Source organism: Candidatus Abyssobacteria bacterium SURF_5, from assembly GCA_003598085.1.
GTDB lineage: Bacteria > Abyssobacteria > SURF-5 > SURF-5 > SURF-5 > SURF-5.
Genome location: QZKU01000076.1, coordinates 1 through 25,483, shown reverse-complemented (window position 1 = coordinate 25,483; position 25,483 = coordinate 1). Strand labels below are relative to the sequence as shown.

The window sequence follows — 25,483 nt, the reverse complement described above, 5'->3', positions numbered from 1 at the left end:
GACTTGTGCCTGCGTGGGAATGACAAATAAGGGCGGTAATGCCGAATTCGAAGAAATCGATTTCCGTCATCATCAGCACCTTTAATCGTGCGGATCTGTTGCGCGATGCGGGACGCAGCGTGCTGGAACAGGAGTTCGACCCGCAAGAGTATGAACTCGTGATCGTCGACAACAATTGCGTGGATTCGACGCCGGAGGTCGTTCGACAACTAATCGATCAGTACAACAGGCATTCCATAGTGTACATCCAGGAGCGCGAGCAAGGGCTCTCGGCGGCCCGAAATGCCGGCGCGCGCGCCGCGTGCGGAGAGATAGTGGCGTTCATGGATGATGATTCCGAAGCCGATTCGCAATGGCTTCACGAGTTATGGAGCGTGTATCGGGCTTTCCCGCAGGCGGCGAGCGTGGGCGGCAAGATACTGCCCGTCTGGATCGGCGCCAAGCCTGAGTGGTTCAATGGAATTGCCGAAAATATCAATCGGCTCGATAGGGGAGATCAAATCAAGGAATTTGTTTTTCCGGAGCATCCATTTGGAGGAAATCTGTCGGCGCGAAGGGATGTCCTGCTTTCTCTGGGCGGATTCAGCCAGATGCTGGGGAGGAAGAAGCAGGGACTGCTTTCAAACGAGGAGAAGGAATTCTATTATCGCCTTTCGAGGTTGACCGGGTTTCGCACTCTGTACGCTCCGGCCGCGGTGGTCTATCACAAGAGTTATGGTGAGAAAATGACCAGGAGTTATGTCCTGAAACGCTTCTATTGGCAGGGCGTATCCGAGTCTCTCTTCGAGCAACTCACCGGCGCGAAAACCCGCAGGCAATTATTGGGGCTGGGCGTAACGCGCGCCTGGCGCATCGTCCTGCTGGCGTGGAAATTGCTCAAAGACCGCACGCTCGTTCGAAAGCGTTCGCGTCTTGACGGAGTGCTCATTCTGTGTCAGGAGATCGGCAAATGCAAGATGGAATTGGCAGCCGGAATGCGTCAAATTTTCGGAAAGCCGCCGCCAGAGAGAAAATTCTGATTATCTCTCCTCAGGCGCCGGAGTTCGACAAGCAGGCAGGCTGGGCGCGCCTGCATCGTATGGTCGAGATACTCGCTCGCCACTACGAAGTATTTTTTCTGGCCGAGAATTTTCATGAACTCTATTCGAGGTGGCGGAAGGACAAATATACGCGCTCGTTGACGGAGGCCGGAGCAAAGCTCTTCCTCCATGATTACGACCTCCGACAGATTCTCAGAAACCATCGGTTCAAGCTCGCGATACTCGAGTTCTTCGATACGGTCGAGCGGAATCTTCGAGTCATTCGAGAAGTGCAACCCTTTCTCAATGTCGTCTACGATGCGGTTGATGTCGGCTTTCTGCGTGAGCAGACATGGGCCGATCTTGCGGGGACTCAGGAGGCGCGAACACGGGCGCTTCAGACAAAAGAGGCGGAATTGGCGGTCTGTCGAAGCGTCGAGGCGGTCTTCACCGTGACGCCGCTTGATCGTGACGTCTTATTGAACGAAGAGAGCGAGCTGAGCATTGAGGTGATTCCCACTATTCACACGGTCGAATGCCAACATGACGGCGAAATGAGGCCAGACAAGTCCACTCTTCTCTTTGTGGGCGGCTTCAAGCACCTTCCTAATGTCGACGCGGTCAAATACTTTTGCTCTGAGATCCTGCCGCTGGTGGTCAGGAAAAGGCCTGCTCTGAAGGTACTGATTGCGGGCGCGTCCCCTCCCGAAGACGTGGCAGCGCTTGCATCGAAAAATGTGAAAATCCTCGGGCACGTCCCGGACCTCAAACATTTGCTCCGATCAAGTGATATCTCGATCGCTCCGCTCCGATTCGGGGCCGGGATGAAGGGAAAGATAGGCGAGGCTCTCGCGTATGGGCTTCCGGTAGTTACGACCAGCATCGGGGTGCAGGGTCTGGCCCTCAGAAACGGTGAAGATATTTTCATTGCGGACTCACCACAGGAGTTTGCGCAATGCATCGATACGCTGCTCTCGGATGCTGAATTACGTGAGAGGCTTCGCCAAAACGGTATCGCTTTTATCAAGCGGACCTGCATTCCAGCGGTTGTCGAGGATAAGTTGATTCGCTTTATCGAAGAGCGGACAGGCGAGCTGAGATCGAAGCGGCAATGTAACCTTGAAAAGGAGCGGCTCGATCTGAATTTTGACGTCTTTCAAAGGCACCAGCTTGCAGCCGATCTCATTAACCGCACAAGGGCAGATGATCAAGAATTCACGATCCTGGACATTGGCGGCCACGGAATCCTCCAACAATTTCTGATCCAGGATTTTGTTGTTACCGTCGATAATGAACGGTACCGCCTGATCGAGGACTTCGTCTTCGGGAACGGCATGCGGCTTCCTTTCAAGGGGAAAGCGTTCGACTATGCGGTCAGTTTTGACGTTCTTGAACACATCCCGTCGGAGCGGCGAGAGGCGTTCCTGAACGAGATGGAGCGGGTGTCGCGCGATGGAATCATCTTGGCGGCGCCGTTCGAAGCGCCGCTGATAAGCGAGGCGGAAAACTTTGTGAATGAATTTTATAAGGGCCTTCATGGCAATGAGAATCCGTGGCTGATTGAGCACATCGCCAATCGGCTTCCCTCTCTTGAACAAGCGAGGAGCCGTCTGGAGGCGCTGGGCTTTCACGTGTCGGTTCTGCCGAACGGTTACCTCCCGAGATGGGTCACAATGATGGGGCTCACCGTTTTCCTGGAACGGTTTCCCGCCGGGACCGACATCTTGAAAAGGCTGAACAGGCTGTACAACTCCTCCTGTTACGCCGCCGACAATAGAGAGCCTTGTTACCGCCGTATCGTTGTCGCTACCCGCCAAGATCTATCGCTTAATCCTTCCGACATCTATGCCGAATTTGAACCGCAATCCGCTGAAGATTTTACGCGGGTATTCGAAGCGCTCGCTCAATTGAAAATGCTGGATAGCCTTGAGAAAACTAGTGCAGAACTCTCCGCCGTACGGCAAGAACTCAGGGACGTTGCCTTGGTGAAAGGTCTTGCGAGGTTCCCCCTGCGAGTCTACAGAAAGCTCAAGCGCGAAATCTTTCGTCGTTAAAAACGGCTGCCGAATCCTGCCGAATTCAGCATTCCTTGCCGGCTGCATCAATCCCTCCCATCTGTGATAAAATTAATTCAGCAGGAGGAAGGAGGGACAAGTGCCTGCAAATCTAACCCCCGAATTTTTGGAAGCGGAACGGGCATATAAACAGGCTAAAACATCGAGTGAGAAGATGGAATGCCTGGAGCGAATGCTCAGCACGATTCCAAAGCATAAGGGAACCGAGAAAATGCAGGCGGATATCAAGCGCCGGATCGCCCAACTCAAGGACCGGATGGAAACCGAGCGTGCCCGCAAAAAGGGAGGCGTTTCGCTCGTCGTCAAGCGGGAGGGCGCAGGCAAAGTGGCGCTGGTCGGCCCGCCGAATACCGGTAAATCGCAGTTATTATGTTCGCTGACCAATGCGAGGCCCGAGGTCGCGCCATATCCTTACACAACACGAATGCCGGTCCCGGCGATGATGCCGTACGAGGACATATTTATTCAACTGGTTGAATTGCCTGCTCTCTCCGAGGAACATTACGATACGGCCACGGGCGATAATGTGAGAACCGCCGATTTGGTACTGGTTATCCTTGATCTCGCATCGCAGGATCCTCTCGATCAGTTCCATATCACGCGCCACATAATGGAAAGAATCAAGATCAGGCTTTCAAGGGAGGGTTCCGGCGGAACGCTGGAATTCGGTTGGGTCGACAAGAAAACTCTTGCCGTCGCCAATAAGAGCGATCTTGATGAAGACGAAATCATTTTTTCGCTCATGAAGGAGATGTGGGATTCCGATATCGAGCTGCTGAATGTATCTGCCGAGACGGGAGAGAATCTGGAACGTCTCAAATCCGAAATCTTCAAGCGGCTTGGCATCGTCCGCATCTATTCAAAGGAACCGGGCAAACCAAAGACAACCTCGCCTCCGTTCACTATGACAGCCGGAAGTACGCTTCTCGAATTCGCCGCGCACGTCCATAAGGATTTTGCGCAGAATCTGAAGATGGCCAAAGTGTGGGGAAGCTCCGAATTCCCCGGGCAGAGTGTTTCCGTCGATTATGTTCTGGCTGATGGCGACATTGTTGAACTACATATATGAAGCCTGCGCCTCGAGTACCTGCGCATGCTGGGTGAAAGGGAGTTCGATGATGAACCGCGCGCCCGGCTGGTGGGTTTTGTCAAGGTAGATCCTGCCACCGTGTTCCTTGATGATTCCGTAGCTGAGGCTCATTCCCAATCCGGTTCCCTTGCCGACTTCCTTCGTAGTAAAGAAGGGGTCGAAAATCTTCTCCTGAATAGACTCCGGTACTCCGGGTCCGGTATCCGTCATTTCGATGAAGAGCGTTTCATTCTTTCTGAAGGTTTTCACCTCGAGCGTTCCACCCCGGTGCGCCTCAAACATGGCATCGAAAGCGTTATTGATGAGATTCAAGAACACTTGCTGCAGTTGGTGGGCGTCGGCAAACACCTGCGGGAGGTTTTCCTCGTAAGACCTGACAAGGGTGATGTTGTTGACCGCGAGGTTGTGCTCCCGCAGCAACAGCGTGCTTTCGAGGATTTCGTTGATGTTGATTTGCTCTTTCTGAAGCTTCTTTTTCCGCGCAAATGCCAGCAGGTTCTCCACTATCCGCTTGCTTCGTGTGGCGGCGTCCAGTACCTTGTTGGCCATTACGCGATGTTTTTCCAGGAGTTCCCGTTCGGAGATCAGGAGTTGCGAATATCCCATAATGATAGTGAGCGGATTATTCAGCTCATGAGCCACCCCGGAAACGAGTTCGCCGATTGAAATCAGCTTCTTCGACTGGATAAGTTCCTCCTGCATCTTCTTCTGTTCGCTCACGTCCTGGCCAACCACCACAACCGCAGCATGCCCCGAGGGCAAATTCACAGCCGCGGCGTTCCAGGTGACCGTGAGCATGCGGCCATCCTTTGAGAGAATGGGGATCTCTATTTCCAAGAGCGGTTTGTTTCCGCGGATCTTGCCCACCTTCTGAGCAACCGATTCTCGATATTCCTTCGGGATGAGCAGTTCGAGCGGATCCTGCCCCAGCGCCTCCTCTTTGGTATAACCGGATACCTCTTCGAACAGTCTGTTGAAGATGACAATTTTCCCTTTTTCGTCAGCGGCGGCAATAAGGGCGTTAGCATTTTCAATGAGTTGGTGGATGAATTCCTTGTCGCGCTCCAGCTGGTTTTCAAGGTTTCTCCGCTCGGTTATATCCTTTGCAAAACAAGAGATCCCGATAACCTTGCCCGGCGCATCCCTGATGGGAGAGAATGTAAACAGCGTATCCACCCGGGTTCTCTCGCAAACGCACTCGATTTCCTCATCCCGAATGGTCTCTCCTTGCGTCACGCGGTCGATCAGCTTTGTCATCCGTGCGGAATTGGTGTTCAAGAGCGAGGAGAGCGGCTTGTGGAAGGCGAACGGCTCAACGAAATGGAACATTTGTTCGGCCGTCTTGTTCCAGGAAACGATGTTTCCGATGATGTCTACGGTGATGATGGCGTCGCCTGCATTCTCGATAATATTTGCGAGATGATCGCGAGTCTCTTTAATCGCCTGCTGGAGGCGTTGCTGCTCGGTTATGTCGCTTGCAATAATCAGCGATCCTTTGAACTGATTGTCTTCCCAGATGGCATCGGCGACAATATGAAGAACCCGCAGGTTCCCCGCTGCATTCACGATCCGCAGCTTGTAGTCGCGCCGCGGGATGCCCCTGCGGCCCTCTTCGAATTTCGCCACAGCCAGCGCGAGGTCGTCCGGATGAATAATGGGGGCGAACGATCTGTTCAGCCAGTCGTCCAATTTGTAACCGGTGATTCGGAGCGTTTCCTTGTTAGCGTATGAAAATTTCCCCTCGTGGTCGAGTGAAAAGATCATGATCGGCGCGTTATCAAGGAGGTACTGCAACCGCTTCCTCATTTCAAACAGCTCTTGTTCAATCCTCTTCATTCGCGTGATATCTATAACCACCGTTTCGACGGCGCGCCTGCCCTCGAAATGAACGAGCGATGAAAGCGTCAAGCCAACGACGATCTCGCCGTTCTTCTTCACGTATCTGATCTCCTGCGGCAATTCCAAGCGCTCTTCGTCCAGAAGGCGCGCCACATTCTCTTGCACGAGCGCGCGATCATCCTCGTGGACCAGGCAGAGGAGGTCGAATCCCTCGGCGGTCACCTCCTCGGATGAGTAGTGGGTGAGCTTGGTGAACATGCGGTTGGTGAATCGGATTCTGTCATCCTGAAAGATGACAACCGGGCTCAGCAGGTTTTCCACGAGCGTCTTATACCGTTCTTCCGACTCCTCCAGCCGGCTCAAGAGCTTCTGCTCTTCACGGAGCTGAAGCGTCTCTTGTTTCGCCTGGAGGCGCTGCTTGTTGAAAAAATAGAAAAGAAACATACATCCCGTGAGAGCTATCAATCTCGATCCGGCCATAGCAATGATGAAGCGCGAGCCTTCCACAAGGTATCCCTTCACCATGGCCGGGGGCGTCCGTAATCCAAGAAAGAGCCGGCTTCCCGGCAGGTGAGCCGGCGCGTATGCAACAAAATCTGAATCATCCTCCTGTTTTATTCTAACCATTCCGCCCTCGTCGTGGATGCCTGCAAGAGAAATGACCTCTTCATGTTTGTGTGTCGTATCAGGAGATGCCTGCCGGTGCGACTGACGGACAACGATCCTCCCGTCGGCCGACAAAATGAATAGATCACGGGCGAGGCGGCTGCTCAGTTTTTCGAGGCAATTCTCTCTCAGGTTTTCTTTATTAAGTACTGCAATGAGAATTGAGTTCGTATCCTTCACGAGCCGCGCCGACACGAGCAGGTCACCCGTCTCAGTGATTTCGATTCCCAAATCGACGCCGCGCGCTTTAGTCCGCGCGAATACATCCGGGGCCTTTACGGGGGCGCCGGCCGGATATGCATATCTGACACCGCCGTCATTGTTCAGGAGATAGACGACGGAGAAGAATCCCTCCCCTCGATCGAATATCCCCTGCAGGAATGCCGGGAGCTTCTCAGCCGGTAGATCCGAAGGAAGTTGTCGGATGACTTCGCCAAGTAGCCGGATGCGCAGTAAAAGAGCGTCTTCCAGCGAGGCGGCTGCCGCCCGAGCCAGATCAGACTGGTCGCGGCCGAAGCGTTCGAGCGCTTTGTTTTGGCTGCGCTCGAGTGTCTCTTTCGTGGCGAGGGCAATCACGGCCATGGAGCCAAGCATGAAAAGCGCGAGAAAGAACAAGATTTTTCTTTGGCTGCTGATTATCTGCATTCCGCCCTCATGCTCGCCCCTTACAGACCTGTGGATATAGCTGTCTCGATCAGGACTTATGCAAAGAGTATGCCATCCCCCGAATGATAAAACCGTGCACTGCCCAAGCCTTCCCGCGGCGTCAACGTTCTCCATTGCGATGTGGCCCCTGTGGCACATAAATCCCCCCAAATTTCGACTTCCTGACGGATCACTTTTATCCTCGAGCCCTTTCAGAAAGCCTGATCGCCGCTCGCGCGCAGGATTTATGCTCTGTTAATCTCGAAAATTAAGCGGCGATTGCTGGGACAGGAGTTGTTCGCGGGTGTCCAATTTTGGACTTGACACGCACAGTATCCTTTACTATGATGAGGGACGGCCGGCGGGTGGGAGTACCAAGTCCCCTCCATAAACAGTCCAACCACAGTTCTGGCGCGACCGCCATTACACGCCATTTCAGCCTTTTCAGCGGTCGAGAAGACAGGAGAATTTATGAAGAACAATCCATTCAGCGTAGAGGGCCGAGTCGCAATTGTAACCGGCGGAGGGACCGGCATCGGCAGGGCGATATCCGAAGCGCTCGCCCTCTCCGGCGCCAACGTCGTAATCTGCAGTCGAAAGGCCGAACACCTGCGCGACACGGCGAAGAAGATCGAGGAATTGGGCAGGAAATCTTTGGCGTTGACGTGCGACGTGCGAAAAGAGGAGGAAGTAAGGAACGTCGTTGAACAAACCGTTAAGAAATTCGGAAAGCTTGATATCCTTGTCAATAACGCCGGCGCCAGTTTCGTTTGCCCGATTGAAGATGTCAGCCTCAACGGATGGAACGCGATTTTCGGCATCAACTCGACCGGCGTCTTTCTTTTCTCGAAGGTTGCCTGTCAGGAGATGAAGAAGCAAAACCGCGGCGTCATCGTGAATATCGCTTCAATCGCCGGCCGCGATGGCGCCCCCATGATGGCGCCATACGGAGCCGCCAAAGCGGCGGTAATCAATCTGACCAGAGCACTCGCGGTCGAATTCGCTCAATACAATATCCGCGTAAACTGCATTGCTCCGGGAATGATCATCACCGAGGCCGTGCAACAACAAATGGGCATCACGCCCGAATCCACACAGGAGCATTTTCAATCGCTGCCCTTGAAGCGGTGGGGAAATCCTGAAGAGATAGCGTGGCCGGCCGTGTTTCTTGCCTCCGATGCCTCCAGCTACATGACCGGTGAGATGATCAGCGTCGATGGCGGCCCGAGAGCTTTTGAAGGCGTCTGAAAAGCGGGAAACGCCTCGGTCGATATTGATCAGCGCCGGAAGTTCATCAGAGGGCGCGACACGCTGCGCCGCCAAACGGAGATGTTTGTGCGCCGGCTGGCTTCCTGAAAACCGATGGACTCGTAGAGGGAGACCGCCGGCGTGTTCTCAACCGTAACCGCGAGGGAAGCACGCTCGTATCCGATCTCTTGGTAGTTCCGCAAAACTCGAAGGAGCATTGCCTTCCCGACACCGCGGCGCCTCATCTCCGGAACAACGGCCACTATCCCGATCAAACCGCTCGAAGGAGCATCTCCTGCAAGCGAGATAACGCACCCGCTCGGATGTCCCTGCACGCGCGCAAGAATCGAGGCGGGCAGGTGAATGGACCTATTGGTGATAAATTCCTTGAACAGGTCGCTGTCGGAACAGACTGCGGAAATGTCGGGAAAAAGATAGCCATCAATCTCCGAGAAATACCCATGATATATGATTCCACCCAATTGATCGGCGTCGTTCTCGGTGGGTACTTCGAATCTGGATCCTGGCGGTCCGCCGCCGGCCGAAATCCTGCCCGAAAGCGAACGCTGCATTCGAATCCGATGACAATTCATGAAACCGATTGCAGAGAGAATGCCTTCGATGTCGGCGCGGTAGAGCGGCGGGCATTGCACGGCAATCGTTTCAACGGAAGGCTCCATCCGAAGGCGAGAGATTGCCGTTTTCAGCAGGAGAGTCTCCTGCTCACGTTTCCAACTGGTTTTTCCCCGGATCGTGCAGCAGAGGCAAATGGTTATGTTTTGCGGAAGTTTTCGCGCGCTCGACTCGCTTAAAAAAGAAGAAAAACGCAGCTCGTATTCGGCGGTATAGAGGATTATGCCCGTACACTTGCCATCATTGATCAGAATGAAGCCTGAACCTTTTTCAATCAGGGCTTTCCAGATCTTCGCCAGTGCCCGCGCCTGTCTTGTCCCCAATTGATTTGACGCTTCCTGCACAATCTCGGCAAGAATTTGTGCGAGATCATGTCTGCCCAGCTCAATCGGTTCAACTATGAATGCTGGCATTATTAAATGCGGATAGCCCCCGTATCCCGCCTCAAGGCCATGGGATTGCAGTTATTTCTTTTGCTCTGCCCTGCGTACAAAGGAAACATGGTGCCGTCCTCGTTTTATTACTGCCGGACCTGACCGTTTCCGTAGACGATGTATTTGGTGGTAGTAAGCTCCTCCAGCCCCATTGGGCCGCGGCAGTGAAGCCGATTGGTGCTGATGCCGATTTCCGCTCCGAGACCGAATTCAAACCCGTCATTGAAGCGGGTGGATGCATTCACGAAAACTGCGGACGAGTCGACTTCTTCCAGAAACTGCTGGGCCCGAGAGTAATTCTCCGTCACGATTGCATCTGAGTGAGCGGACCCATAGCGGGAAATATGGTCGATGGCCTCTTCGATGGAATTGACTACCTTCACAGATAGAATCAGGTCCAGATATTCGGTCCGCCAATCCTCTTCGGTTGCAGCAATCACGCCGGGAACCAGATGGCGGGTTCTCTCGCACCCGCGGATCTCCACTCCGGCTGCCCTCATTCGTTCCACAATCTGCGGGATGAAATTCTCGGAAACGGCCGCGTGCACCAACAGAGTCTCCATTGCGTTGCAGACGCCGGGCCGCTGCACCTTTGCATTCATGCAGATGCTGTCGGCCATGGCGAGATCGGCAAACTCGTCGACATAGGTGTGACAAATGCCGTCGTAATGCATGATGACCGGGATGGTCGAGTTCTCCACCACGCGCTTGATAAGCGATTTCCCCCCGCGCGGAATAATCAGGTCAATGTATCTGTCGAGTTTCAGCATGATTCCGACGGCGGACCGGTCGGTTGTTCTAATCAATTGGACGGCCGCTTCCGGCAGACGGGCGCGTCCGAGTCCTTCGGCGATGACGTCGGCTATAATTGAATTGGACTCGATCGCCTCGGAGCCTCCACGAAGTATGATCGCGTTGCCGCTTTTTATGCAGAGCGCCGCAGCGTCGACGGTGACATTCGGGCGCGACTCGTAAATGAATCCGATGACCCCGATGGGAACCCGAACCTTTCCAATGCGCAGCCCGTTCGGGCGTTTCCACATCCGGAGAACCTCGCCGACGGGATCGGGCAGCATGGCGACTTCTTCCACCCCTGCGGCCATCGCTTCGATGCGACTCTCCGTCAAGGTGAGCCTGTCTATGAGAGCGGCCGACAGCCCCGCCTGTTTCGCGCGCTCGATATCGGCCCCATTTTTTTTCTGGATGTCTTTTGTTCGCGCCCGCAGGTTTTTCGCGATCGCGCTCAGTCCCTCATTTTTCGCCTGTGAGGAGAGGCCGGCGAGTTTCCGCGCGGCCGAACGCGAGGCAAGCGCGGTATCGAGCACCGATTGTTCGAGTGGATCCTGTTTCATTTTTCTTTCTCCTGCGACTGCGGCCGGTTTCCCTCCAAGACCACCAGGTTATCCCGGTGCACCACTTCGTCGTAATCCTTATGGCCCAAAATCTCCGCTATCTTGCTTGTGTGGCTCCCCTTTATCTGAAGAATTTCGTCCGCCGAATAATTCGTCAATCCTCGCGCTATCTCGCGGCTCCCGGCGTCGACGATACTGATGGTATCGCCACGCGCGAATTTGCCGCTCACGTCGATGATTCCCGAAGGGAGCAGGCTGCGGCACTTCCGAAGCAAGGCGCTGCATGCCCCTTCATCGATTTTGATGTTCCCGTGCGGTGCGGCGCCAAAGGCGATCCAGCGCTTGCGCCCGTTGACCCACTCGTTCTTCGGACGGAAATACGTGCACTTGACGTCATTCTCAAATATCTGTTTTAGAATATGGCTTCGCTCGCCGTTGGCCAGGATCATTGCAATGCCGGAAAACGAGGCGATCCTGGCGGCTTCCACTTTGGATTTCATTCCTCCAACCGAGGTTTCCGCCGATGCCGCCCCGCAAATTCTGCGGATGTCGTCCGAGAGGTCCGTTACTTCTTCAATCAGTTTTGGGCTTTTCGATTTGCGCGGGTCGCAATCATAGAGGCCGTCTACGTTCGAGAGGATGACGAGCAGGTCGGCCTCCATCTTGGAGGCGACGACGGCCGCCAGCGTATCGTTATCGCCGAACTTGATTTCGTCTACGGCGACCGTATCGTTTTCATTGATTATCGGGATAATCGATTCATACCCGAGCAGTGTCGACAGGGTGTTGCGCGCATTCAGGTATTTTCGCCTGTCGTCGAGGTCGTCTCTCGTGAGCAGGACCTGTGCTACGTGCAGGTCGCACTCATTAAACAGTTCCTTATAGAAATGCATGAGCTTGCTTTGCCCGATGGCGGCGGCGGCTTGTTTTTGCGGGAGCAGCTTCGGACGGCTTTTCAGCCCGAGAATGGCCATTCCGGCTCCAATTGCACCGGATGAGACCAGAATGATCTTAACGCCGCGCTTTCGCAGATGCGCCAAGTCCTCCACGATCGGACGCATCTTGTTTCGATCGAGAAATTCGGTCGGAGACGAGATGAGCGTGGTGCCGATCTTCACCACAAGCAGATCGATGTCATTCAAGTTGATATTCAAATTCGTGGTCCTTTATTCTCAGGACAGTTTTTCCCTCGGCTCCTTCTCGCTTCAGGGCGGCATCGAGATCCAGGTGCGATAGTCTGCGCCGCAAGTGGTTCACCGCCTCATCGTTCTCAAAGTCGGTCATCATGACCCATTTTTCCGGCTTATCACCTGAGACCTCGAAAACGCGGCCGCGCTTGCGCACGCCGATCTCGGGGCGAAACGTGTAGCGTTTGCTCATTTCCAGCAAAGGCGCCGGCTCGGGTCGCTGTTCCCTCTCGTGCTCGACAGCGGCGGTCATCAGGCGCACCAATTCATCGAGTCCTTCGCCGGTTAAAGCGGAAACCGCCGCCAGCGGGAATTTATATTTTACCAATTTTTTCCTTGCCGCAGTCCATTTTTTCTTGGAGCCTTCGCGGTCCATTTTGTTGATGGTTATAATCTGCGGCTTTCTGGTGAGGGTCTCGTTGTGCAGCCGGAGTTCGTTCGTGAGGATTTGGTAATCTGTGACCGGATCGGATTCGGCGCCGTCAAGAAGGACAACCAGCACCTTTGTCCGCTCGATGTGCCTGAGGAAATCGTGGCCGAGGCCGACGCCTTTATGTGCGCCCTCGATCAGGCCCGGGATATCGGCGACAACAAAGCGTTTGTAGTCTTCGGCGTCCACCACTCCCAGGTTCGGCGAAAGCGTGGTAAATGGATAATTCGCAATTCGGGGGTGAGCCTCGGTGATTTTTGAAAGAAGAGTTGATTTGCCGGAATTGGGGAGCCCGATAATCGCGATATCCGCAAGTATCTTCAGTTCGAGCCGCAGCGACCTTTCCTCGCCCGGCTCGCCCAGTTCGGCAAAGCGGGGGAGGCGGTTGTGGAAGTTGGCCAGGCTGCGATTGCCTCTGCCTCCCTGTCCGCCGCGTGCGGCAATACATGTTTGGCCTTCGCGAATGAGGTCGGCCAGTACCTCCCCGGTCTCCTCGTCATGGACGACTGTGCCGGGTGGAACGGAAACAAAAATATCCTCTCCGCGCCTGCCGTCCTTGTTTTTCCCTTTACCGTGTTCGCCGCGCTGTGCGCGTTGGAGGGGGTTATACTTCAGGTCGACCAGCGTGGCAACGGATGGGTCCACCTTCAAGATGACGCTGCCGCCGTCGCCGCCATTGCCGCCGTCGGGACCGCCGCGCGGGACGTACTTCTCGCGCCTGAAGCTTACGCACCCATTGCCGCCGTCGCCGGCCTGTACCTTGATTTTTACTCTGTCGATGAACATAGGCGAGGCGCTGGCCTTCATCCGCCCTCGACCTGTTCCTCTGAGAAGATATCGTGGAGGAGGCGCCGGGGGGAGATTAAGTTTGCACGGGGTAGACGCAGATTTTCTGCTTGTTCTTGCCTGCTCGAATAAAGCTGACGCAACCGTCGATTTTTGCAAATAGGGTGTGATCGCGGCCGAGACCGACGTTTGTTCCCGGAAGAAACACCGTGCCGCGCTGGCGCACGAGAATATTGCCCGCTTTCACCACTTGTCCGCCGTATCGTTTCACCCCAAGTCGCTGTGAATTACTGTCGCGCCCATTGCGCGAGCTGCCGCCGGCTTTCTTATGTGCCAATGGAAGTCACCTCCTCGGTTATTCCGCAGGGCCGTCCTCCCGAAGAGGACCATCCCCCTGGGGATTCTTTTCTATCCAGTAATCTTTGTAATCTGAAGCCGGGTATGAGTCTGCCGATGCCCGATCTTTTTCTTGTAGCCCTTGCGGCGCTTCGCCTTCATAGTAGTGATCTTTTTCGCCTTTTCCAGGCCGAGCACCTTTCCCTCGACAGTCACCGCCTCCAGTTGCTTCGGGTCGGCGACCGCGGTTCCTTCCTTCTCGAGCAAGGCTATATCTCTAAATGTAACCGTCTCGCCGATATCGGCACTGAGCTTCTCCACTTTAATGATGTCGCCTTCGGCAACCCGATACTGTTTGCCGCCGGTCTTCACGATGGCATACATGCCAATTAGCTCCTTTCAGATGCGTTCCGCGAGGGGGACTATCCCCGAAGTATCATCAAGCTTCAGCTTCTTATTCTCTTCTATTTTAGCGGATGCACAAAAAAAATGGTAGCCCCTGGGGGAATCGAACCCCCGTTTGATGGCTGAGAACCACCCGTCCTAGGCCACTAGACGAAGGGGCCGCTGCCTCAGAAAGTAAAGCGCCCGCTTTTACGAGCGCTCTCTGGGGCTGGGGAGGTAGGACTCGAACCTACAGCTTCCTGATCCAGAGTCAGGCGTCTTGCCAATTCGACGACTCCCCAGTAAGGCCGAGGCGAGACTACCCGCCTAACGCTCAACTATACCAGAAAATACAGGTATTGTCAACACTGTTCAAAACTTGTGGCGCCGGGGGAGGTGACGCGAGAAATCGGGTAATCATCTGAATCTTAGGTCCGGATAGAACCGAAGTTTCGGTCCGGATAGAGCCGAACTTTTGATTCCCTCTGGCTCCCAAATTGCAATCGGGAAAAATGCGATAGAGAGGCGCCATCTCCTGGCGCAACTGCGGATAACCCGACTGAATAGGCGGTATTGCGCAGTAGAAGGAACATAATAAGCATCGCCATGAGAACAATTATCAAGAACAATAGCAGCCTGATCAGGAGAAACAGCCCCTGCGTCTTCAAGTTGTCCGATTTCGGCTGGTTTTCATCCAGCATTTTTGTCTCCCGACATATCCCAATTCAACTTCATTTTCCTTAGCTTAATCGTGGCAACTTTGTGGAGAGCCGGCTACTGGGATTGGGAAATATGAATCAAGAAATTGCCGGGAGTGGTCACACATTCAATTCCGTCTTTCGACGGAGACTTTCGATTTCGGCGTGAGTGAGAAGTCGATGTTGTCCGGGCTTGAGGTTGCCGAGGCGAATCCCGCCATACTCGATCCGCCGCAGGCGGATCACAGGGTGACCGATCGCCTTGCACATTCGCTTCACCTGTCGCTTTCGCCCTTCGTGAATGGTGATCTCTATTGTCGAATGCCGGCTTCCGGCTTTGAACATGCGGACTTTCGCCGGTGAGGTTACCACTCCGCCGATATCCACTCCACGCTTGAGCGCCTCGATATCGGCCGCACCGGGCTTGCCGGCGACTGTCGCATGATACACCTTCTCAACACCGAACCGGGGATGCGCAAGCCGGAATGAGAAGTCGCCGTCATTGGTGAGCAGGAGAACGCCTTCTGTATCCATATCCAGCCGGCCGACGGGATACAGACGTGCGGGCAGGCCCGCGACCAGGTCTGAAACCGTCGAGCGTCCTCTCGCGTCGGCGACGGCGGTCAAGTATCCTGCCGGCTTGTTGAGCAGCACGTACAGTTTGCGTTCTTCTTGAACGCTCTTGCCGTCGACCTCGACGGTATCACGCTGAGGGTCCACGTTTGTCCCGAGGCGAGTGACTATCCGGCCGTTGACACTGACCCGGCCGGAGGTGATAAGGGCTTCGCTTGCCCGGCGAGAGGCGACACCGGAGAGCGCAAGGAACCGTTGTAGTCTCATGGGCCGGAATTGAGGGAGCGTAATTCCTCGATTGTGGGCAGATCGCTCAGCGCTTTCAGGCCAAACTGCAGGAGAAAATCATTGGTGGTGCCGTAGGTGGCGGGTTTGCCGATGACATCTTTATAACCGACGATTTCGACAAGGCGTTTCTCGACGAGCGTCCGTAAGGTGCTGTCAATGTTGACGCCCCTGATGGCCTCGATTTCGGCGCGCGTGATAGGTTGTTTATACGCGATCACAGCCAGCGTCTCCAAGGCCGCCTGCGACAGCTTTGAAGTTTTCAGCTTTGGCGCATAAAATTTTCTGACCCAAGGGGCAAATTCCGGCATCGTGGACAGCAGGTATCCGTTTGCCACCTCTCTCACCTGAAAGGGAAAGCCATTCTCCGTAAGATGGCGGCGCACCTGCTCGATGACTTCATATATCTTTGGTTTCTGCAGCCCGTCCATGACTTCCTGGATTTTTGTTACCGACAAAGGCCGGTCGCTGACAAGCAGGAGCACCTCCATGATCGAGCGAATCTGGTCATCCGTCAGTTCGGAAGCGGACGGAGTCTGTAAAACATCCTCCTTCTCAGCGGACGGAGCCTCCTCTTCCGGTCGAGCGGCTGCATCTTCAGGAATAGGCTCTGGAGTAACGGGTTCTTCCATTCGGTTTTCACCCCATTGTTCTGGCCATAGCTGAAACCAGCGGTTTGATTTCCTTCATCAGTGCGAAGTAGCGCTCGGGCAAGAGCGACTGGAATCCGTCGGAATACGCTTCTTCCGGATGCGGATGCACTTCAATCATTAACCCGTCGGCTCCGGCGGCTATCGAAGCCTTCGACATCGGCAGTACGAGATCCCATCGGCCGGTCGCATGACTCGGGTCGACGATGACGGGCAGATGACTCAGACTCTTGATCACGGGTATTGCGTTCAGATCCAACGTGCTCCTTGTGGCGGTCTCAAAGGTCCGTATGCCTCGCTCGCACAGGATCACCTTATAATTGCCCTCCGACAGAATGTATTCGGCCGACATCAGAAACTCCTCAATGGTTGACATCATGCCGCGCTTGAGGAGGACCGGCTTATCTATCTTTCCGAGACATTTCAGCAGGGCAAAGTTCTGCATGTTTCGAGCGCCCACCTGCAGGATGTCAGCATACCGCGCCACCAAATCCACGTTGTGTGGATCCATTACTTCGGTCACAATTTTCAATCCGGTCCGCTCGCGCGCCTCGGCCAGCATTTCGAGCCCCCTCTCCTCGAGGCCCTGGAAACTGTACGGTGAGGTGCGTGGCTTAAATGCGCCGCCGCGCAGGATTTTGGCGCCTCCCTGTCTTATCGCGTTCGCTATCTCGAGAATCTGCTCTCGCGATTCGACACTGCACGGGCCGGCCATGACTTGAATCTCATTGCCTCCGATAACGACTCCCGATACATCGATTTCAGTTTTCTCCTGTTTCAACTGGCGGCCAACGAGCTTGAAGGGCTTCAAAATCGGCACAACGTTCTCGACTCCGGAAAGCGTTCGCAATGATTCAAGGCGGGCCTTACCTCGTTCATCGCCGACCGCCCCTACAACGGTCCGCTCCACTCCACGAATCAGGTGGGCCTTGTATCCAAGCTTCTCAATCACCTCGATGACGTGCTCCAAATCCCGCTCGGACGCTTCATGCTTCATTATAATAATCATGAAAAAACGTATCCTTCGGAAATATCATGACTTAAGCCAACCTGCGAACACTCGGCCTAGTATAGCGAGTGGAGCTTTTCGTTGTCAAGAATAGATCTCGCGCCGGGAACGCGTTACGAGGGGCTATTACCTGCTCAAGGAAGGGCTGTCCGGAGCTTGCGCATCTCGTTCAGAAATGTCATATTTTGTACAATGCAAGGGGGGGGAATTAATGCGCAGAACTACCTGTTACTTGGATTTGACTTACTGATTCTCCTTGTGATATACTCCCGGCACGCGGCTGGTGCAATTAGTTTGAACATATCTTTAACGAGTAACAATCCTATCACATCCATCCGGGGCGCGTCTCTCGTGGATGCGTCCGAAAGAATGCCCCTCTACCATTGGAGGAAACTCTGATGACCGTTGATCACGAAGAATTCAAACTCCTCACAGATACTCTTCGCAGTCGGGAGGAGGAGATTCAAGTCTGCAAACGCGAGATCTCGCAGCGGGAGGATCAGCTCAAGATACTCAAGCAGGAGCTGCAGCAGACTCGCAGAAAGCTTGAGGAGAAGATCGAGCGGCTGTCAACCTTGATCGGCGTCGGCAGCAGCATCAATTCAACCCTCGATCTCGATCAATTACTCACGTATCTGATGGCATGCGCAACAAAAGTAATGAAAGCCAAAGACAGCAGCTTGATGCTCGTGGACGACCGCACAAACGAGCTGGTTTTTAAGATTGCCCTCGGTGAAAAAGGAAAGCAGGTGCAGGAGTTTCGCCTGAAAATGGGGCAGGGAATCGCGGGGCAAGTAGCCCTGACCGGTCAACCGATCGTGGTATCGGATGCGGAGAGAGATCAGCGGTGGGAAAGGGCGATCGATCTGGCTACCGGATTCGAGACAAAATCCATTATGTGCGTGCCCATAAAGCTGCGTGACAAAATCGTGGGCGTTATCGAGGTCCTGAATGCCGGCTATAGCGGTCCGCTGTCGGAGGAAGATTTGGATATATTCTCCGCATTCGCCAATACGGCCGCAATTGCGCTGCAAAATGCGCGCCTGTTCGCTGCCATTCAATATTCATTGGAACACATCTGCGACCTGCTCAAGTCGGGAGCGCTCATGACGGACGAGAGCGGCGAGCTGGTCATGATCAATACTATCGCGAGGGAATTGCTCGGTTTTTCGAATGGCGATGCAGTGACAACTCGGGATATAGCGGAACTGAAAGCGGACAAAAGCATCTCGTCTCTGCTCCAGGCTGCCTTTGATCAAGCGAAGCCGGTGAAAGAGGTTGTACAATTGGGACAAGATGGGGGAAAGAAAGTACAAGTTGATGTCGCCCCCGTCATCGATCCAAACGGAATGAAAATAGGGACGGTCGCCGTCCTCAATGAGGTCTGAGTCGCCGAACCGGATCGGGCGGCGGCCCTTCTAAGGAGTCCCTTTTATGATAAAGACAGAACGATCCGCCTCGCGTAATCGCTTTTCCTTTGCCCCCCTCTCCGAGTCAAGCGGCCTCTCAATCCTTGAGCTCATCATCGCGCTCCTGATCCTCCAGATAGCCGTCACCGGGTTTGCCCAGTTTTTCATGGGGGGCCTCGACCTGTCGAAAAAGGCTCGAGGAAGCGAATTGGCGCAGATCCTGGCGCAAAATCAAATGGAAGAAATCCTGCGAAATTTCCCGGCGCAGACGGCCCTCGCCCAAACTGGCGGGCCGCGTCTCCTCCAGGATTTTCCCGGCAGATTCCGCGACTTCTCGCTGGATTCTTCTGAAGTGAGCTCTTTTCGATGGATAGCCGAAATCTTGCCGGCCTCGCATAACCCGAAGTTGGCGACAATCACACTGCACGTTTACGCGATTACCAGCAGAGAGGTGAAAGGGGGCGCTGTTTCATCGGAACCAGAGTTTTTCCTTTCTGACGACCGGAAACGATTTTCCCTGATCCAACCTGGCGAAGACGGCTCGAGTGAGATCGTTCAGGGGAAAGAGGCGCTTCATATAGTTACCGCATTGGCGGTTCGCTGATGAACGGCGGGAGAAAACAGAGAATGGTGATGCGATTAGCGAAGTTGAAATCCGGAATGACAATTCTCGAGTTGCTGGTTGTAATAGCCATTTTTGGCATCTTCATGTCCGTGGCGATCCCGAGTGTCTTCAAATCATTTGGCTCGATGGCCCGCGCCAAAAAATCCACAGCGCAATATCCGGAAACCAGGCGGGCGCTCGGAACAATTTCCGATATGGTTCGACAAACCCATCCCTCCCCGATCGACGCCGTCAAATTCAGGGGGAAGAATGGCTCATATGAAGCAGGCGGCATCGTTTTTCCGGCCGACGAACTGAGATTTCCGATTTTCGATAGCCGATATGCCGGATTGGGATCGATACAGAAAATGGAGTACCGACTGGAGCTGTCGCCGGATGGGGATGACTCGCCGCGAGGTCTGCTGCAGACCCGATCGCCGATTGGCGCGCCGCCCGAGAGCGGACTGTGCGAGTCTTTGCTTTCCGATGCCGTCGGGCTCGACGTGAAATATCTGGACAGCTCGCAGAACCCGCCGGAATGGGTCCAGGAGTGGCCGCCCGAAAACAAGCCGGCGACTCCCGGTGAGGAGGGAACGACAGCTTCGGCATCGTTACCGGCGGCTCTTGAGATAACCGTGTATATCCTTCGAGGCATATCGGCTCAGCCGACGCCGTTTCGGATAAGCGTCAATGTGCCGGCGGCGCAGGCGATTTGATTGAAGGGAGGGGACGGCGTGAAGGTTCGAGGACGCGAAGGCGTAGCATTACTCACGGCTCTCGGCGTATTGGTGATTCTCGGCCTGCTCGGCAGCGTCTTCCTTGCTCATATGAGATTGGAAGCCGCATATGCCGTTCGCGACGCCCAGCAGTTGCAGGCGCATTATCTCGCGATGGCGGGGGTTCAGGATGCAGTCTCGCGGCTGAGCCTTGATTCTCCCCTCACCGATTCTTCCGTAGACCCCTGGTGGACAGGGACCTCGCCGGAAATGACGCGGCTCGGCGATGGCGGATACCGGCTGATCGTTACGGACGAATCTTCGCGCATCAATGTTCTGACTGCCTCGCCGCAGACCCTGGGAACTCTGGTGGGAGCCGATACTGAGGCGCTCGCGGCTGTTCTGAGTTTTCGCAGTTCCAGAAAACTGCATGCGATCGACGATTTTGTGGCCGCCGACTTGAAGGCCGACGTGCTCTCGAAGCTGTTAAGTCTTGGGACTGTCGCCGGAACGGATAAAGTCAATATCAATACAGCCGGCGCCGATGTTCTTGCGGCGCTGCCGGGAATGGACGCAGAGGCGGGTCAGATTATCGTTGAATTCCGCAAGGGAGTGGATGGAATCGATGGAACTGCGGACGATTTCGTTTTTGCCGCACCTGCTGATCTCGTGAAGACGCCAGGCCTGACGCCGGTCAGAGTCGCTCCGGCCCTGCCGCTGATAACTGTCAACAGCAGCGTCTTTCGGGTTGAATCGGTTGGGTCGGTGCTGCAAGGAGTCCGGACTGTGAGCAACAGAAAGATTAATGCCGTCATCAAACGCCATCAGGATGGACGGATTCATATTGAGTCCTGGGAAAACATTTAAGGTTTTTTCGGCTCCTTCCCAAAATGACGAGGAGTTACAGGGTATGAATGAATCAGCAGAAAAAGGCGCAGCATTGGCGGAAAAAGTCGAGGATACCATTCAGCAGCGGCTGGAAAAGGAGCTCTTGCTGGAACAGCGCGCTTCCGCCGCCGGCGAGACGCTGCGGCAGAAGCTTCTCAAGCAAATCGGGGGCTCCGTGGAGAATATTCAGCCGGTGGTTCTGGTTTCGGCTATTTTCGATCTGGCCGTTACCTCTCGAGCAACCGACATCCACTTCGACCCCAGCGAGAGCGGGATGGTCGCCCGGCTTCGAATCGACGGGATGCTGCACGACGTGCTGACTATCCCCAAGCGAATCCAGCCCAATATCGTGGCCCGCGTCAAAGTGCTCGGCGAGATGGATATCTCCGAGACGCGAAGACCGCAAGACGGCCATATCTCGATGACCAGCGGAAACAACCGCTTTGATCTGCGAGTGTCCGCGCTTCCAACGTTTCGCGGCGAAAAACTGACGCTGCGCCTCCTGGATTCGACCAGCGGAATCCCAAAGCTCGAGGAATTGGGAATGGAGTATTCCGATCGAGTGATTTTCGAAGATATTATCACGAAGCCGCAGGGAATGACGCTGGTTACCGGCCCTACCGGCTCGGGGAAAACAACCACGCTCTATGCGGCGCTCGAGCGCATCAATTACCGCACTTATAATATCATCACCCTCGAGGACCCGGTCGAGTATCAACTGAAGGGGGTTAACCAGGTTCAGATCAATCCCGCCATCGATCTTACTTTCGCCAGCACCTTGCGCGCCTCTCTGCGACAGGATCCCGATACGATCCTTGTGGGCGAAGTTCGCGACCTGGAAACAGCCGCAATCGCCATCAGGGCCGCTATGACAGGGCACCGTGTCTTCAGCACAATTCACGCCAATACTGCCCCGGATGCAATCAATACGCTTGTCAATATGAATGTTCGCCCGTTCCTCATCACCAGTTCGCTGCTGTGTATCCTCGCTCAGAGGCTGGTTCGAAAGCTGTGCACCCAGTGCCGGGAGCCATATGAGCCTGAACCCGAATTGGTGAAGGAACTGGAAGTGAAGGAGAAGCCCGAGAAGCTCTACCGGGCAAGCGGATGCGATGCCTGCAATAAGACGGGCTATCTCGGGCGCACGGCCGTCTATGAGCTCCTCCGGCTCACTCCATCAATCAAGAGGGCGATTATCGACGGAAGATCGATAGAACAGATTGTCAAAACAGCACATTCCGAAGGGATGAAGAGCCTGTTCGAGAAAGGCGTAAATAAAATTCTTGAGGGAACCACCAGCGTGGATGAGGTTTTCAGGGTGTTGAGGTTCTAAGGATTCGCCGTCTTTTCAGGGGAAGCACGTGAAAAAGATTCTTATTCAAAAAGGATACGCACTGGCCGAGAAACAAGTTTCGCGGCTTGCGGAGAAACCGGAAATCGAATATATCGAAGCTGCATCGGATCAACTGGATCCGGACGCCCTCGAAGCCGTACCCGAACAGGTGATCCGCGACTTCCGCGTGTTCCCGCTGAACCGGTCAAATAATATCCTGCGGCTCGCGTTCGGCGACCCCGCCCTGGTCAGCAACCTGGAAAAGTTTCGCGTCATCAGTTCCATGGAGATTGTTCCAGTTCTTGTTCCCGCCGAAGAGATCCGGGAGATGATCGATCAGTATTTCCCGCCCGCCGCCGGGCAGAGCGCTTCCGGGACGCAGCAGGCGTCGCTCGCGCAGGAGATCGAGCAGATTCAAGAGAAATCGGCCGGCAGTTCGGCGGTGACAACAATAAACGTAATCATTGGAGGAGCCGTAAACACACGAGCGACCGATATTCATTTCGATCCTCAGGAAGATATCCTGCGGGTGCGCTTTCGAATCGACGGAGTGCTCTACGATATTCTGGGTTTGCCGCGGCGAATAGAACCGGCGATCGTCAGCCGGCTGAAGATACTGTGCAACATGGACATCACCAATACGCGCTCGCCGCAGGACGGACATTTCATGATTCGCATCGGCACCCGCGATTACGACCTGCGCGTCGCGACTGTACCCACCTATTTCGGTGAGAAATTAGTACTCCGTTTCATCGGGTCGGCGAACATCGGCAAAAAGCTCGAGGAACTGGGAATGGATCCGGCCGATCAACGCGTCATCGACCGATTCGTAAAGCGAAAGGGCGGAATGCTGCTGGTTACCGGTCCGATGGGCTCGGGCAAAACGACTACGTTGTATGCGGTTCTGAATAGCCTTAACAATTTCAGCGAGAATATCGTGACGATCGAAGACCCCGTCGAGTTTCAGTTGAAAGGGGTCAACCAGGTGCAGGTCAGCAAAGCGTCTGATCTGTCGTACGAACGCGTGCTGCGCGGAGCTTTGCGGTTGGACATCGATACGCTGATGATCGGAGAAATACGTGACGATGATTCGGCGCATATCGCCGTTCGCGCCGCCGTTACCGGACACCGGGTGCTCAGTACCATGCACACGAACAACGCGCTGGAGACCATCACCGCGATGCGGCACATGGGGATCAAGTCGTTCATGATTGCCAGCGCTCTGAACGTGGTTATCGCACAGCGACTGGTGCGCACCAACTGCGTGCACTGTAAAGAGGTCTATGAGCCGCCGCGGGAACTGCTGTCGGAATTACAACTGCTCGAGGCGGCCGGTCCGTTTTACCGAGGAAAAGGCTGTCCGCATTGCAACCATACCGGCTTTTATGGCCGGGTCGGACTTTTCGAAGTGCTGAAAATTGACGACGAAATAAAGGCGAAAATAGTGGCTGGCGCCTCCGTGGATGAAATTGCGCGAACAAGCGCGGACGAAAAGGTAAAATTCATGAGAGATCGCGGCGCCCAAAAAGTAGCCGCAGGGGTAACCACCGTGGAAGAAGTGCTGCGGGCACTCGGCGCCTGACGGCGAGGTATCCCATTCGCTGGTGTAGAGATTTAGTAAACGTTACCGTGAGGGGGGAAATTCAGCGATGTCAGAACAAAAAGTCAATCTCGGAAGAACTCAGAGCGACGATGTCGGCCTCAAACTTGAGGGCGAGCCAGCCAAAGCAGCGGCTCCGCCATCCGTTTTAGCGCGGATCGGAAGCATCTCGCTTGCCGGGCGGCGCGTTCCTGAAGAGCAGATAACGTCGTTCCTGCGCCAGTTGGTCATGCTGCTCGAGGCGGGGGTCCCGCTGCTCCGCGCGATGAACACGCTCGCCATGCGGACCTCCAATAAGAACCTTGGCGCCGTACTAAAAGATGTAGCCGATAACATAGAAGCCGGAAACACGCTTTGGCAATCCCTCTCCCATCATCCGAGATATTTCAACCACTTGTTTGTCAGCATAATTCGGGCCGGCGAAACATCGGGAACGCTGACCGAAATCATGACGCATCTGGCCGAGTATCGAGAAAAAAAGGCTTTCATGCGGAAACAAGTGCAATCGGCGGTGGCTTATCCTTTTGTTATCTTGATTGCGAGTCTTGCGATTCTGACTCTCTTCCTGGTGGTCGTGATACCGGAATTCGAGTCCATGTTCAGCTCTTTCGACATTCAGCTTCCCGCTATTACCAGAGTGGCGCTTGCGTTCTCACATGGGCTGGTGAACCTGTGGTGGCTGTGGCTGATCCTTGTCGTCGGCGTGACGGCGCTGGTGATCTCGTACGGAAAAACGCCGGCCGGAAGGTTCCAGATCGATTACTTCAAGCTGCGCGCGCCGGTTTTCGGAGAGGTGATGACGAAAAAAGTGGTTGCCGACTTCACCCAAACATTCGCCACGCTGCTGAACGCCGGCATCTCCATCCTCGAAACGCTGGACTTGACGAAAGAGGCAGTGGGAAACACCGCATTCGCCAAAGACCTCCAGCAGGTGCGCGAGTCCATCGAGCGTGGCGAGGGCCTGGAAAAGCCGTTGCGCCGCTCAAAGGTGGTGCCGGCCCTCGTCACCGACATGCTTGCAACGGGAGAAGAGTCGGGCTCCCTTGAGAAAGTTTCCCGGCAAATGTCGCAGATCTTCGAAAAAGAGGTCGAAACGGCGGTAAATACCTTGCGCTCGCTGATCGAGCCTGTCATGATCCTCGGTCTTGGTATTGTGGTTCTGTTCCTGACGCTCTCCTTCTTCTGGCCGTACGTTTCGCTGATCGACCAGATAACCTCCATCGCCGGTTGAAGAGCGTGCTCGACTGAGCGACCCCAAAGGAGGGGGAACGGGCCGGGAGACCCGTATTATTGGGGCCTCTTGTGTTGGAGGCGCCAGAGGAAGCGACGAATTCCGCCGCGGCGAGCCGGGCACGCAGAGCTTATTCCCCCATGGTTCTTCAATCCTTGCGCGACCGATAACGCCTTCCGCACCGCGCCAGCGATTCCGCAAACCGGGTGGGGAATTCCCACATAAGTTCTTGAGTTGCCTTAAGTAATCCCACCAGCAGATTTGTTGAGCAAAGTCGCGATCAAAAAAAGCACTTGACATTTCTCCGAATCTGTTATATAATAATAATACAGTATGAGAGGAGGTGATCTTTTATGAAACCGC

At 54.7% G+C, this 25,483-nt stretch carries 23 protein-coding genes and 2 tRNA genes; 12 read left to right on the top strand and 13 right to left on the bottom strand.

Annotated features, from left to right (window positions below; genetic code table 11):
• Positions 1-38: 38 nt before the first annotated feature.
• From C4520_11325 to C4520_11315, 3 genes are all read left to right on the top strand, one after another.
• A complete protein-coding gene (locus tag C4520_11325; GenBank protein ID RJP20549.1) occupies positions 39-1,019 on the top strand; it encodes a glycosyltransferase family 2 protein in 981 nt (326 codons plus the stop codon).
• Entirely contained in the window at positions 950-3,073 is a 2,124-nt protein-coding gene (locus C4520_11320) for a glycosyltransferase (GenBank protein ID RJP20548.1), read from the top strand. The genes C4520_11325 and C4520_11320 overlap by 70 nt, the downstream gene beginning before the upstream one ends.
• Before the next feature lie 100 nt (positions 3,074-3,173).
• Positions 3,174-4,163, top strand: a complete 990-nt coding sequence (locus C4520_11315; protein RJP20547.1) for a TGS domain-containing protein — start codon at positions 3,174-3,176, stop codon at positions 4,161-4,163.
• Here the strand turns inward: C4520_11315 and C4520_11310 are convergent.
• Positions 4,152-7,493, bottom strand: a complete 3,342-nt coding sequence (locus C4520_11310; GenBank protein ID RJP20546.1) for a PAS domain S-box protein — start codon at positions 7,491-7,493, stop codon at positions 4,152-4,154. The two genes, C4520_11315 and C4520_11310, sit on opposite strands and share 12 nt — an antisense overlap.
• A 312-nt stretch (positions 7,494-7,805) precedes the next feature.
• On the opposite strand from C4520_11310, the gene C4520_11305 reads away from it, so the two are divergent.
• A complete protein-coding gene (locus tag C4520_11305) occupies positions 7,806-8,582 on the top strand; it encodes a glucose 1-dehydrogenase (GenBank protein RJP20545.1) in 777 nt (258 codons plus the stop codon).
• 29 nt (positions 8,583-8,611) lie between these two features.
• Here the strand turns inward: C4520_11305 and C4520_11300 are convergent, their stop codons facing one another.
• From C4520_11300 to aroF, 12 genes are all read right to left on the bottom strand, one after another.
• Positions 8,612-9,628, bottom strand: a complete 1,017-nt coding sequence (locus C4520_11300; protein RJP20544.1) for a GNAT family N-acetyltransferase — start codon at positions 9,626-9,628, stop codon at positions 8,612-8,614.
• Between the two features lie 107 nt (positions 9,629-9,735).
• Entirely contained in the window at positions 9,736-11,001 is a 1,266-nt protein-coding gene (locus C4520_11295) for a glutamate-5-semialdehyde dehydrogenase (protein RJP20543.1), read from the bottom strand.
• Positions 10,998-12,149 carry a glutamate 5-kinase gene (gene proB, locus C4520_11290; GenBank protein ID RJP20568.1) on the bottom strand — a complete coding sequence of 384 codons (1,152 nt, stop codon included), beginning with the start codon at positions 12,147-12,149 and terminating at the stop codon, positions 10,998-11,000. The genes C4520_11295 and proB overlap by 4 nt, the downstream gene beginning before the upstream one ends.
• Positions 12,136-13,404, bottom strand: a complete 1,269-nt coding sequence (gene obgE, locus C4520_11285; protein ID RJP20567.1) for a GTPase ObgE — start codon at positions 13,402-13,404, stop codon at positions 12,136-12,138. The genes proB and obgE overlap by 14 nt, the downstream gene beginning before the upstream one ends.
• Positions 13,405-13,480: 76 nt before the next feature.
• Entirely contained in the window at positions 13,481-13,741 is a 261-nt protein-coding gene (locus C4520_11280) for a 50S ribosomal protein L27 (protein ID RJP20542.1), read from the bottom strand.
• A 71-nt stretch (positions 13,742-13,812) separates the two neighbouring features.
• A complete protein-coding gene (gene rplU / locus C4520_11275) occupies positions 13,813-14,124 on the bottom strand; it encodes a 50S ribosomal protein L21 (protein ID RJP20541.1) in 312 nt (103 codons plus the stop codon).
• A 106-nt stretch (positions 14,125-14,230) separates the two neighbouring features.
• Positions 14,231-14,306: transfer RNA gene (locus tag C4520_11270), tRNA-Glu, on the bottom strand.
• A 44-nt stretch (positions 14,307-14,350) separates the two neighbouring features.
• Positions 14,351-14,426, bottom strand: a tRNA-Gln gene (locus C4520_11265).
• Between the two features lie 126 nt (positions 14,427-14,552).
• Complete coding sequence (locus tag C4520_11260) at positions 14,553-14,825, bottom strand: hypothetical protein (protein ID RJP20540.1); 273 nt, start codon at positions 14,823-14,825, stop codon at positions 14,553-14,555.
• Positions 14,826-14,942: 117 nt separating this feature from the next.
• Positions 14,943-15,662 (bottom strand): rRNA pseudouridine synthase, encoded by a 720-nt coding sequence (locus tag C4520_11255; GenBank protein ID RJP20539.1) that lies wholly within the window; start codon positions 15,660-15,662, stop codon positions 14,943-14,945.
• On the bottom strand, positions 15,659-16,312 hold the full coding sequence (gene scpB / locus C4520_11250; GenBank protein ID RJP20538.1) for an SMC-Scp complex subunit ScpB: 654 nt from the start codon (positions 16,310-16,312) through the stop codon (positions 15,659-15,661). Before scpB ends, C4520_11255 begins: the two co-directional genes overlap by 4 nt.
• 7 nt (positions 16,313-16,319) lie before the next feature.
• The gene (gene aroF / locus C4520_11245) at positions 16,320-17,339 is read right to left on the bottom strand and encodes a 3-deoxy-7-phosphoheptulonate synthase (protein RJP20537.1); all 1,020 of its coding nucleotides are present in this window, start codon (positions 17,337-17,339) and stop codon (positions 16,320-16,322) included.
• A 156-nt stretch (positions 17,340-17,495) separates the two neighbouring features.
• On the opposite strand from aroF, the gene C4520_11240 reads away from it, so the two are divergent.
• From C4520_11240 to C4520_11205, 8 genes are all read left to right on the top strand, one after another.
• Positions 17,496-17,738 carry a hypothetical protein gene (locus C4520_11240; GenBank protein RJP20536.1) on the top strand — a complete coding sequence of 81 codons (243 nt, stop codon included), beginning with the start codon at positions 17,496-17,498 and terminating at the stop codon, positions 17,736-17,738.
• Positions 17,738-18,727 carry a GAF domain-containing protein gene (locus C4520_11235; GenBank protein ID RJP20535.1) on the top strand — a complete coding sequence of 330 codons (990 nt, stop codon included), beginning with the start codon at positions 17,738-17,740 and terminating at the stop codon, positions 18,725-18,727. The genes C4520_11240 and C4520_11235 overlap by 1 nt, the downstream gene beginning before the upstream one ends.
• A gap of 46 nt (positions 18,728-18,773) precedes the next feature.
• Positions 18,774-19,352 (top strand): hypothetical protein, encoded by a 579-nt coding sequence (locus C4520_11230; GenBank protein ID RJP20534.1) that lies wholly within the window; start codon positions 18,774-18,776, stop codon positions 19,350-19,352.
• Positions 19,352-20,068, top strand: coding sequence for a prepilin-type N-terminal cleavage/methylation domain-containing protein (locus C4520_11225; protein RJP20533.1), 717 nt, complete (start codon positions 19,352-19,354; stop codon positions 20,066-20,068). The genes C4520_11230 and C4520_11225 overlap by 1 nt, the downstream gene beginning before the upstream one ends.
• Complete coding sequence (locus C4520_11220; protein ID RJP20532.1) at positions 20,069-20,935, top strand: hypothetical protein; 867 nt, start codon at positions 20,069-20,071, stop codon at positions 20,933-20,935.
• Positions 20,874-22,289: a type II/IV secretion system protein gene (locus C4520_11215; protein RJP20531.1), complete on the top strand. Its 1,416-nt coding sequence runs from the start codon at positions 20,874-20,876 to the stop codon at positions 22,287-22,289. The genes C4520_11220 and C4520_11215 overlap by 62 nt, the downstream gene beginning before the upstream one ends.
• A 28-nt stretch (positions 22,290-22,317) precedes the next feature.
• Complete coding sequence (locus C4520_11210; protein ID RJP20530.1) at positions 22,318-23,871, top strand: type II/IV secretion system protein; 1,554 nt, start codon at positions 22,318-22,320, stop codon at positions 23,869-23,871.
• Positions 23,872-23,938: 67 nt separating this feature from the next.
• Positions 23,939-25,120: a type II secretion system F family protein gene (locus C4520_11205; protein ID RJP20529.1), complete on the top strand. Its 1,182-nt coding sequence runs from the start codon at positions 23,939-23,941 to the stop codon at positions 25,118-25,120.
• Positions 25,121-25,483: the final 363 nt, after the last annotated feature.

Coding starts and splice junctions, on each gene's coding strand:
- C4520_11215 (RJP20531.1), top strand. CDS start 20,874: ATGCCGTCATCAAACGCCATCAGGATGGACGGATTCATATTGAGTCCT.
- C4520_11255 (RJP20539.1), bottom strand. CDS start 15,662: ATGAGACTACAACGGTTCCTTGCGCTCTCCGGTGTCGCCTCTCGCCGG.
- C4520_11320 (RJP20548.1), top strand. CDS start 950: ATGCAAGATGGAATTGGCAGCCGGAATGCGTCAAATTTTCGGAAAGCC.
- C4520_11305 (RJP20545.1), top strand. CDS start 7,806: ATGAAGAACAATCCATTCAGCGTAGAGGGCCGAGTCGCAATTGTAACC.
- rplU (RJP20541.1), bottom strand. CDS start 14,124: ATGTATGCCATCGTGAAGACCGGCGGCAAACAGTATCGGGTTGCCGAA.
- C4520_11205 (RJP20529.1), top strand. CDS start 23,939: ATGTCAGAACAAAAAGTCAATCTCGGAAGAACTCAGAGCGACGATGTC.
- C4520_11295 (RJP20543.1), bottom strand. CDS start 11,001: ATGAAACAGGATCCACTCGAACAATCGGTGCTCGATACCGCGCTTGCC.
- C4520_11230 (RJP20534.1), top strand. CDS start 18,774: ATGATAAAGACAGAACGATCCGCCTCGCGTAATCGCTTTTCCTTTGCC.
- obgE (RJP20567.1), bottom strand. CDS start 13,404: ATGTTCATCGACAGAGTAAAAATCAAGGTACAGGCCGGCGACGGCGGC.
- C4520_11260 (RJP20540.1), bottom strand. CDS start 14,825: ATGCTGGATGAAAACCAGCCGAAATCGGACAACTTGAAGACGCAGGGG.
- C4520_11310 (RJP20546.1), bottom strand. CDS start 7,493: ATGTGCCACAGGGGCCACATCGCAATGGAGAACGTTGACGCCGCGGGA.
- C4520_11325 (RJP20549.1), top strand. CDS start 39: ATGCCGAATTCGAAGAAATCGATTTCCGTCATCATCAGCACCTTTAAT.
- aroF (RJP20537.1), bottom strand. CDS start 17,339: ATGATTATTATAATGAAGCATGAAGCGTCCGAGCGGGATTTGGAGCAC.
- C4520_11225 (RJP20533.1), top strand. CDS start 19,352: ATGAACGGCGGGAGAAAACAGAGAATGGTGATGCGATTAGCGAAGTTG.
- C4520_11235 (RJP20535.1), top strand. CDS start 17,738: ATGACCGTTGATCACGAAGAATTCAAACTCCTCACAGATACTCTTCGC.
- C4520_11300 (RJP20544.1), bottom strand. CDS start 9,628: ATGCCAGCATTCATAGTTGAACCGATTGAGCTGGGCAGACATGATCTC.
- scpB (RJP20538.1), bottom strand. CDS start 16,312: ATGGAAGAACCCGTTACTCCAGAGCCTATTCCTGAAGATGCAGCCGCT.